This is a genomic window from Robiginitalea aurantiaca, assembly GCF_030380815.1.
Taxonomy (GTDB): domain Bacteria; phylum Bacteroidota; class Bacteroidia; order Flavobacteriales; family Flavobacteriaceae; genus Robiginitalea; species Robiginitalea aurantiaca.
In genome coordinates this window covers 67673-76990 of the sequence record NZ_JAUDUY010000012.1, presented here as the reverse complement: position 1 = coordinate 76990, position 9318 = coordinate 67673, and the positions used below count along the sequence as shown (strand labels likewise).

10 protein-coding genes are annotated in these 9318 nt (G+C 40.9%); 8 read left to right on the top strand and 2 right to left on the bottom strand.

Annotation, left to right across the window (positions count from 1 at the left end; genetic code table 11):
- On the bottom strand, positions 1 to 203 hold a 203-nt coding region (locus QU605_RS14495), incomplete at its 3' end, for a hypothetical protein (RefSeq protein ID WP_289726046.1).
- Between the two features lie 423 nt (positions 204 to 626).
- On the opposite strand from QU605_RS14495, the gene QU605_RS14490 reads away from it, so the two are divergent.
- Positions 627 to 2498, top strand: a complete 1872-nt coding sequence (locus tag QU605_RS14490) for a hypothetical protein (protein WP_289726045.1) — start codon at positions 627 to 629, stop codon at positions 2496 to 2498.
- Between the two features lie 325 nt (positions 2499 to 2823).
- The gene (locus QU605_RS14485; RefSeq protein ID WP_289726044.1) at positions 2824 to 3477 is read left to right on the top strand and encodes a hypothetical protein; all 654 of its coding nucleotides are present in this window, start codon (positions 2824 to 2826) and stop codon (positions 3475 to 3477) included.
- A gap of 13 nt (positions 3478 to 3490) precedes the next feature.
- On the opposite strand, the gene QU605_RS15450 is transcribed toward QU605_RS14485, so the two are convergent.
- Entirely contained in the window at positions 3491 to 3703 is a 213-nt protein-coding gene (locus QU605_RS15450) for a hypothetical protein (RefSeq protein ID WP_353655895.1), read from the bottom strand.
- Between the two features lie 244 nt (positions 3704 to 3947).
- On the opposite strand from QU605_RS15450, the gene QU605_RS14480 reads away from it, so the two are divergent.
- From QU605_RS14480 to QU605_RS14455, 6 genes are all read left to right on the top strand, one after another.
- Positions 3948 to 4745: a DUF6090 family protein gene (locus QU605_RS14480; protein ID WP_289726043.1), complete on the top strand. Its 798-nt coding sequence runs from the start codon at positions 3948 to 3950 to the stop codon at positions 4743 to 4745.
- A 473-nt stretch (positions 4746 to 5218) separates the two neighbouring features.
- Positions 5219 to 6094 (top strand): ACP S-malonyltransferase, encoded by an 876-nt coding sequence (fabD, locus tag QU605_RS14475; RefSeq protein ID WP_289726042.1) that lies wholly within the window; start codon positions 5219 to 5221, stop codon positions 6092 to 6094.
- Positions 6095 to 6402: 308 nt separating this feature from the next.
- Positions 6403 to 7857: an ArnT family glycosyltransferase gene (locus QU605_RS14470; protein ID WP_289726041.1), complete on the top strand. Its 1455-nt coding sequence runs from the start codon at positions 6403 to 6405 to the stop codon at positions 7855 to 7857.
- Between the two features lie 201 nt (positions 7858 to 8058).
- Positions 8059 to 8463: a hypothetical protein gene (locus QU605_RS14465; RefSeq protein ID WP_289726040.1), complete on the top strand. Its 405-nt coding sequence runs from the start codon at positions 8059 to 8061 to the stop codon at positions 8461 to 8463.
- Positions 8464 to 8580: 117 nt separating this feature from the next.
- Complete coding sequence (locus tag QU605_RS14460; RefSeq protein WP_434967937.1) at positions 8581 to 8754, top strand: hypothetical protein; 174 nt, start codon at positions 8581 to 8583, stop codon at positions 8752 to 8754.
- Positions 8755 to 8828: 74 nt separating this feature from the next.
- Complete coding sequence (locus tag QU605_RS14455; RefSeq protein ID WP_289726038.1) at positions 8829 to 9305, top strand: cupin domain-containing protein; 477 nt, start codon at positions 8829 to 8831, stop codon at positions 9303 to 9305.
- Positions 9306 to 9318 lie beyond the last annotated feature (13 nt).

The following is a 9318-nucleotide window of genomic DNA, read 5'->3' as shown; positions in this document are numbered from 1 at the left end:
GGAGGGTTGGTATTGGTGCGTATGCTCAGGTCAATGCCCTGTACTACCGAGAGATCGATTTGTAAACCGTTACTGAGATTAAAAAGCTCCGTATCAGAAGTGGCATCTATTAGTGAAAATGATGTGATTTCCTGAGCATTGACAATAAATATCGAGCACAATGCCAAGGCACTGATCGCTCGACCGAGTAAAGATTTCATCATATAGGGTGGGGTATGAAAGGTACTGGTCGACTAACTATCCCTTCTAATATAGGCTATTTGCCGGACTTTTTAAAATCTGGGATTGTGTGGACCCGTCTTAGGAATTGTTATTAAAGAGAAGTATGATCTAATTTTAGAATACTCATAAATTTACTGCGGTTCGGGAAGGGATTGATGAATTCGGATACAGAGACGATTTTAACAGGTATGTATAGTTTCTGAATGCCGAATTTCTTGAAGGTAAATTCTTACATCAAACTACAGAATAAAATATAGGCACAAATAACTGATTGACAAATAGTTTCCCTATCTTAGAAAAACTTGAAATAGCCCCGAGGGCGACTCTGAATTCCCCCTAAAAAAGGTTTCTATCGTGCTATTAAGGTAAGAGTTTAACTGCGTAACCCTTAAAACCACTATAGCATGAAACCAATCAACTCTTCTCTGAAGAAATTATTCTTTGGGGCAAATCTTCTAATCCTCTTGTTACTGGTCTTTTCCTGCAGCCCCGAGCTGGACCTGGAAGCTGAAAATCTGGAGGCGACCAATTCCAAATCCAACAAATCCACTGTAAGGACCCTGGTCAAGGGTGCAAACCTGAACGGAGCCAACGGCATCGATGTCGGGCCCGATGGCAATCTGTATGTCGCCAGTGTTTCCGGTCAGAACATTACCGTAATGAACAAGAACAGCGGCAAGATTATCGAACGGATAACCGGGGACCCTGGTAATGGAGTAGAATCGCCCGACGATGTGGTATGGAATCCGGAAGGTACGGCGATCTACTGGACGGACCTCATCATCGGAGAAGTCGGCCGAATGGATATGGCGACAAGGGCTGTAACAAAGAAATTTATAGCTCCGGGGGTGAACCCAATCCGGTTCTCTGCAGATGGGCGGCTTTTTGTAGCCCTGGATTTCCTGGGCGACGGCCTGTATGAATTGGATCCGGTAACCCTAGACGTGAAAAGGCATATCATTTCATGTCCTTTTGGGTTTGGCCTTGGATTCTTTAACTCCTTTGATACAAGAATGGAGTTTGATCCTGTAGCGGAAAAGGAAAAGCTAGTTCTGTATGGTCCCTTGTTTGCCTTAAACGCAGTGATCGCCATCGACGTTGATTCTTTTGAACCAACCGGTGATCCGATGGCCCCTGAAGCTGAATTCTTTCCATTTTTAAATGAGCTTGGGGCAGCAGTGGGATCCGGTCAGATTCGACTTGTGGCCGGAAGCTTGCCCTTTCCGGGGTCTGAGCCGTCGGACCTGTTCAACCCCGCCGCTGCCAAATTTGGCCCGGACGGGATGTTGTATGTATTGGATCAGGCCGGACAGTTTTTTAAAGTAAACCCAGATGGGACGAATAGAACCTCAATCAGTACGCTGGACCCGGGCCTGGACAACATGAGCTTTGCTAATGATGGCCGCCTGTACATGACCAACAACGACGAAGGTTGGGTAGCCGAAATCCTGATGCCGAGTGGACAACCCCGGTACCTCAGCCCGGGCGGGATCATCAGACCGCAGGGTCTTGTGGCGATGGAAGGTCCCAATAATCAGGAGGTCTTGTATGAAGCCGACCTCTTTAATCTTCGAAAATTCAATGGAACGAACGGCCGGCAATTAGAGCAATTTAAGGGCTTTTTGATCCCTGAAGGAGATGAATCCCTGATCCTTCCCCAGAATCTTTCGCGGGATGGAGATAACCTGGTGATTTCATCCTGGTTTAGCGGCGGCGTGCAGGTATGGAGCACTCTGGATCAAAGTGTGGAAAATATCTCGTATGGTTTTGATGGTGTTCAAAAGATCCCTATAGATGCAGTTCGCGTTGGAGATGATATTTTCATTTCCGATTTGACAGTAAATGGTGTCGTCCGAGAAGGCACCTCTGATCCAATAATTGAATTGGTTGCAAGCGGCTTAGCTTCAGATGGAGAAAATCTATTTGCAGCAGATTGGGGATCAGGAAATATATACAAGGAAGATTTTAGCGGTGATCCGGCAAAAGTAATAGCTAAGGTTTCCTTTCCGGAAGGACTGGCATTGGATAAGGAAGGAAGGTTATTGGTCGTGGAAACAGGAACTTCCAGTCTTCTGCGATTTGACTTTTCGGATCCAGAAAACATAGTCAAAACTACACTTGCAGAGGGGCTTGAATTTGATACGGGTAGTTTGGGTGATGCTGGTCCGCCAACATTCTTTTTTGATGCGGTAACCGTTGGGCCTTCTGGTGATATCTATGTGACCGGGGGAGGCAGTAATGTCATTTATAAAATCACCCAAAACAAGGTTCGCTAGAACGACACAGGAACCCGCCTACTGGGTTTTTAACAGGTAGTAAACCACTCCAGCAATTTAACGCTGGGGTGGTTTTTTTAATTAAAAGGGATCAAGGAAGCGTAACTGGTCTCTTGAATAACTATGATGCCGAAACCTTTAGGTAGGTTTATTCGCACATTTTTGCTAGAAAAAAATGACGAATATAAAGGGCTGATTGACAAATAGTTTCCATATCTTAAAAACTTGAAATGGCCTTGAGTGAGACTCTCCATTCCCCACTAAAGTTTCCTATCAGGCTATTTAGGCAATAGTTTAACACCGCAACCTTTAAAACCACTATAGCATGAAAACAATCAATTCCTATTTGAAAAACCTGTTCTTCGGGACGAGTATTCTGGCAGTCCTGGCACTGGCCTTTTCCTGTACGGAGGATACCGCTTCCGAAGATATCGGGTCGGAAGAACTTAACGCCGTATCCATAAAAGGTAAGAAGGCTAGGCCTATTAAGGCACAGCTGGATTTTCTTTTTGATTATGAGAACACTGCCCCCGCCAATATTGTACCCTGCCCCGGGACACCGCCTCCAGGAACGATTCCTGAGTTGCCTAATGGATTCGCGCTATTTCAAACCATAGTAAGCGGCAACATGGCTCATTTGGGTAATCTGCAACCCGGTTCAGAATTTGATGACGACAAGAATGAACCAATCAGTGGAAGTTATTTAATACCTCAAACCTGCGATGCTATAGGTACCTTCCCGTTTGAGGTAAGGACGACTTATCTATCTGTATATGTCGCCGCAAACGGAGACGAATTGCATGCCCTGGAGAATGTAAGAATTAACTTTGCAACCGGAACTTTTGAAGGAGAAGCTGAAGTACAGATCCATGACGGTAATGGCAGGTTCAAAAATGCCACAGGGAAATGGGTTCTGAAAAATGGTACTTTCGACAGTGTTGGCGCCAGCTGGGAAATTGAAGGAGAGATTACGTATTAGAAACAAGAGTAACTCAAAAACTGAACCCAGCTAAATAAGGCTGGGTTTTCTCTTTTGAGGGTACACCTGAGAAGGTTTTTGGTGAGAAGCCAAAAGTTTTGACAAATGTGAGCTGACTCAATGCTTCTCGCGATTTCTCCACCTGCTCATAAAAATACTTGCCCTGGAAATCCTGGAGAAAATCAGAGGGTTCCCAAATTTTTTCAATGGGCATGAGGGACTGCACCAAATAGTGGCAATTTTAGGCTCAGTAGCCTCCATCACCTCCAATGGTATATTTTTCGATCATATGCTTTTTAACAGAGGTCGGGAAAGAAAAACTGTGACCATTACGAAATTTACTAAAGACCGGAAGAGTAAGGCGATTACTTTTCCGTTTTGATCGCAATTCCAGTGTTCACGAGTCTATTATCCACAGTAGGAAACCCATTATTTGATTACCTTGGAGGACAAAGACCGATAATCAGATCATGCTCCGCTTCTTCCGCCAAATACGCCAACGACTCCTTACTGATAACAAGTTCAGCAAATACCTATTGTATGCTATTGGGGAGATTTTGTTGGTAGTGATTGGTATTCTTATTGCGCTTCAAATAGACAATTTAAACGACTATAAAAAAGATAGAGAGCAGGAGAAAGAATTGTTAACCCAATTGAAATCAGAGTATCAGAGTAATTTGGAGCAGTTAGAGGCAAAGATCGAATTGCGAAACAAAATGATAGCGGCATCCTTTAGGATGCTCGATTACGTTGACCATCCCGAAAAACGAAATATTGACAGTGTGATGCGCTACCTGGGTTTTACAATTCTCACGCCAACTTTTGACCCCATCGTAAACGACATCATTAGCTCTGGCCGGATCCAGTTATTGCAGAATCCTGAACTGAAAGAAAAATTATCCCGCTGGACGAGTGATGTTGTACAGGTTACCGAAGAAGAAATTGTTTGGTTGAATTTCAGATCGAACAGTTACAGACCGTTTCTCGAAGAACACGTCTCCATAAGAACATTGACGCACCACAATTGGAAAAATGGACTTTTAGAGTCCTTTCAGCTGGACAAAATTATCAATACCAAATTTGAGTTGGCCGCCTCTAAAAGAAATATAGATATCTCAACCCTTTTGGATAATCCAAAATTTGAAGATAAAATGGCTACCTGCGTTGAGCTCACAATGCTTACAAACAGTCAATCCTTAAGTTTAAAAAAACGAATAGCAGATATTCTGGATCTTGTTGGAACAGAACTGCAAAGATTCAACCCATAATCTGTCAATGCTCCTCCCAAAATGTTAAACCTACCTTCATTACTTCATAAACTATGAAATCGGCGAGCACCTCCTAAAACTTCGCGTGAACGCGCTTAGCTTTAAACCAAGAAAACACGCCAAATCGGATGACTTTGATTATACGAATACCCTGGCTGGGGTTGGCTTCGCTGCGCTCGTTGGACACGGACTGGAAACTCATCATAAACTACCCAGATGAGAGAATGCCCCGAAAAGACTTTTGATATATTCTCCTTCGGTTCGGACTACAATATCTTTCAAGGGTTAATTGAATTCACATCGATAGGGATGTTATTTATATCGATCCTGTTGATGTTTAAAGACTTAACTAAAAAATGTCAGGATTTAGTTAATGATAATGTCTTTATCGTAGAATCCGTTCTGTCATCGTAAAACCGATAATTATTCTAATAATTATCAGTTTATTGGTATGCTTATCAATCTTTTCAATAATGCATGCATTCTTATTTCCCGGTCAGGGTACGCAGCATCCGGGCATGGGAAAAGATTTATATGATAAATCGAAAACGGCTCAGGAATACTTTAAAAGAGGGGAGAATATTTTAGGTTTTCCCATAGCGGATATAATGTTTGAAGGGTCGGCCAAGGAATTAAAGCAAACAAAATTTGCTCAGCCAGCGATATTTTTGCATTCATTTATCCTAACAAAAACCCTGGGTAATACTTTTAACCCTGATATGGTAGCAGGCCATTCCCTGGGCGAAATAACAGCATTAGCTGCTGTAGGTTCTTTAGATTTCGAATCGGCGCTTAGACTTATAGCAAGGCGTGCTTCGCTTATGCAAAAAGTCTGTGAAATAGATAATACGGGCATGGCCGTTGTGATTGGTTTATATGACATTATCGTCAAGGATGTCTGTAGTCAAATTAAAGGTATAGTCGTTCCTGCAAATTATAATTCATTAAATCAGGTTGTTATTTCAGGTGAAAACCAGGCTTTGAAAGAGGCCTGCAGAAAACTGAGTCCCGGAGCCCGAAGAGTGATCAATTTGCCTGTAAGTGGCGCATTTCACTCTCCATTTATGCAACCAGTGATAGAAGAATTTAAACTGGCTATTTCGGAAACAAGGTTTAAAAAACCAATTTGCCCAATTTATCAAAATGTAAAGGGGAGGCCTGTCGTAAATACAGAAGTAATAAAATCAAATTTGATTCTACAATTGACTCATCCTGTGATGTGGAGGCACACCATTCTGCATATGATAGAGGATGGTGCATCGGAATTCACTGATATTGGTCCGGGTAATCTTCTGCGTGGTCTTGTTACTCAAATTGATAATAATGTGAAGTCTTATAGCATTTCCTAGCAATTAGTTGAATTTGTTAACCGCTTAGGACAATAAACAGGATGAAGGCGTTCACAGATTATACACGCCTTCGAATAGCATTATTTTCTTTTCTTCTTCCATTTTCCTCTACTGAATTGGGGTGAACCAAATCAGGGGTTGAAGTGTTTTTTTCTATACATTTAATCCAACTGCACCATCGACTAACAATTAGCATAGGTCACATCGAATAGAATTTGGAACACTAAAATGACGAGGCTCTATGCATTAAAATTGGTATATCATTCTGAATCAGATAATAAACAACAATAGTTTGCAACATACATTTTATGGAAAATCCTAGGCTATTTTGGATTTATCCTATTATAATTTTCTTTTTACTATTTGCTCCTAATCTCTTACGTGAGGGAATGTTTGTAGATGGCGTATGGTATGCCGCCATTTCAAACAATTTAGCTCATGATATCGGTAGTTTCTGGACACCTTTATTCACAAAAACGATCTATCCGATTTTTTATGAACACCCACCATTGGCATTTTGGATTCAAAGCATGTTTTTCGACTTATTTGGGGAACATTTTTTCGTTGAACGCCTTTACTGTTTTCTGGTCTTCCTGGTCTCAGCTTGGTTAATCATATTGATTTGGAGAGAGGTATTCTCAGAGAAACCAGAATATACCTCACTTAGTTTTCTTCCTATTATATTTTGGATGTTGAATACGGGCATTTTTTTTGCCTATCCCAACAATGTTCTGGAATGCACCATGACTGTATTTCTAATTACATCTATTTATCTGTTAATCAAAAGCACACTTTTAAATAATCGTTTAGGATACTTTCTGATAATACTCGCGGGCATTTTCGTTGCTTTAGGTTTTCTTACAAAAGGTTTTGTAGCATTATTTCCACTTATATTTTTTCTGTTATATCAGCCTGTGTTTAAAACTAATATTACTCAGAATTTGGTTAGATCCATGGTTCTGGTTGGTTCCTTTTCTTTGATAATAATAATAATTTTTCAAAGTCCTGATGCAAGGATGTTTTTCTATAACTACCTGGACAATCAAGTAATTGCAGCCTTAAAAGGCCAACGGATTGAGAACTTAAGAGAAAATCGATTCTTTTTATTAATCGGGCTATTAAACAGTTTCGTTATTGTAGGAGTGGTTTGCCTTTTTCTGATTGCCAGTTACTATTGGTTTAAGAAGAAATCTTCTACAATGATTGTTAAATCACCTGAAGTTAAAAAATGGGGGATATTCTTTATTTTGATCGGACTATCAGCATCACTGCCCTTGCTTATAAGTCTTAAGCAAGCTGGCTACTATTTAGTGCCATCCATAGCTCTTTTTTCTATTGCCATAAGTGTTTTAATGGCACCAATAACATCTAAATTAATTTCATCTCTTAGATCATCCAAATATCACAGGTGGGGTTTGATTTCTACCCTTATCTTGTTATTTGTAAGTATTGTTTTGGCACTAAGCAATATTGGAACAGTGGATAAAAGAGATAGAGATCGCATAGCTTTGGTTAAAGAGGTTTCTAAGGTTGTACCCCGAGGAGTGGTACTTTCATCAAATACTGAATCATTTGACCATTCATTACATGGTTTTTTTCAACGATATCATATGGTTGCACTGGACACAGTCCGAAAAAATCTTTGGAAACATAACTATATCCTAAGTGATAGAAAGATGGACTCAATTAGCGATGAATACAACGAAAAGCAGATTTCAGGAATATATTTTTACCAAAAAAAACCCTCATATGAGATAAAATAGCTTTTAATGCCTATTCTCGATTTCCACGATTTAACAAAGGTCATTTTGGCTTATTTGAAATCGTAATCATTTCTTTACTAAACTTTCGCGGAACAATCTTTCAATACAAGTACTGGTTAATTTTAATGCTGGTATTCTCTGGCTGAATTGATTTCCATTAATTCCTCACCTTAAGAGAAACAATAAATAGCATTCTTTAATATGAAAGGAAGAATTCTTTCTGCTCTGCTCTGTGTTTTCAGCCTGTTTTCATCGGCATCACAGGAAGCAAATTCCGAAAACCTGTTGGAAGGAACTACTCTGGATTATTACCAGAACGGAAGTGCGGTTGACGCCAAATTTGCTGATAGCAATTTTCATTTCAAATGGTTTCTGGCCCCCAATTTGGGGGAAAATGGTAGCTGTGGTTATCAATCCCGTAGAATAGGGGACAAATTATATCTTGTGAGCTTTTCTTACGAGCCCTCCAAGGCATATGTAACCATTGTATTCAACTTTAACCAGATGGTGTTTTCAACATCTGCCTGGATCATGCCAGGAACAGAAGAGGAAATGGCATTATTCGAAGCAGGAATCATTAAAGAATTGACCCTGATGGAACACTAATTTCCATCTTCCCACTCCCATACGCTTCGCTTCTTTCGCCATATCCGCCAACGCCTCCTAACTGATAACAAGTTCAGCAAATACCTGTTGTATGCTATCGGGGAGATACTTCTTGTAGTGATTGGGATTTTGATTGCCTTGCAGGTAGGCTCCTGGAATGAAGACAGAAAAACAGAACTATCAGAAGACACTTGCAGAAGTAAGTTAACAAATGATTTGGTTGCTAACACTTGGAATATCAATCAATCAATGGCTTGGATTGGACTTAGGTCGAATATTTCCCTATCTTGAAAGGAACACTCGTATCTTATTTATAATAAAAGATTTCAATGATGGAAAAAAATAAACAGTCAATCCGGCGAAGAATGAAGAACCCACATTTCTTAATTGTGATGTTTCTTATCCTCATATTTTATGGATGTCAGCAAAAGGCTTCTCCTGTGGGGCAAATGGAATTTCCGGAAGGAATACTCCAACATGTTGTCCGTGCAGATCAGGTTCAATGGAAGCCATGCCCGCCCAACTTACCCGAAGGTTGTGAAATAGCGGTTTTGGAGGGGGATCCAAAAAATCCTGATTTATTTACCGTACGCTTCAGGGTCAGTGGTGATTTTGTTATGCCGCCCCACACCCATCCTAAGGATGAACGGGCAACCATACTGCAGGGGAAGGCCTATGTGGCATTTGGAGAGGACGGGACCCGCGAAGGTGCTGAGGTGTTCGAGCCCGGTGATTATTATGTCAATGCCCGTGGTGCTATCCATTCGGTATGGGCAGACTCGGCGACCATCATCCAGTTAACCGGAATAGGTCCCTGGGAGGCACATTTTATCGACAACTAAATTTACTCCCTAC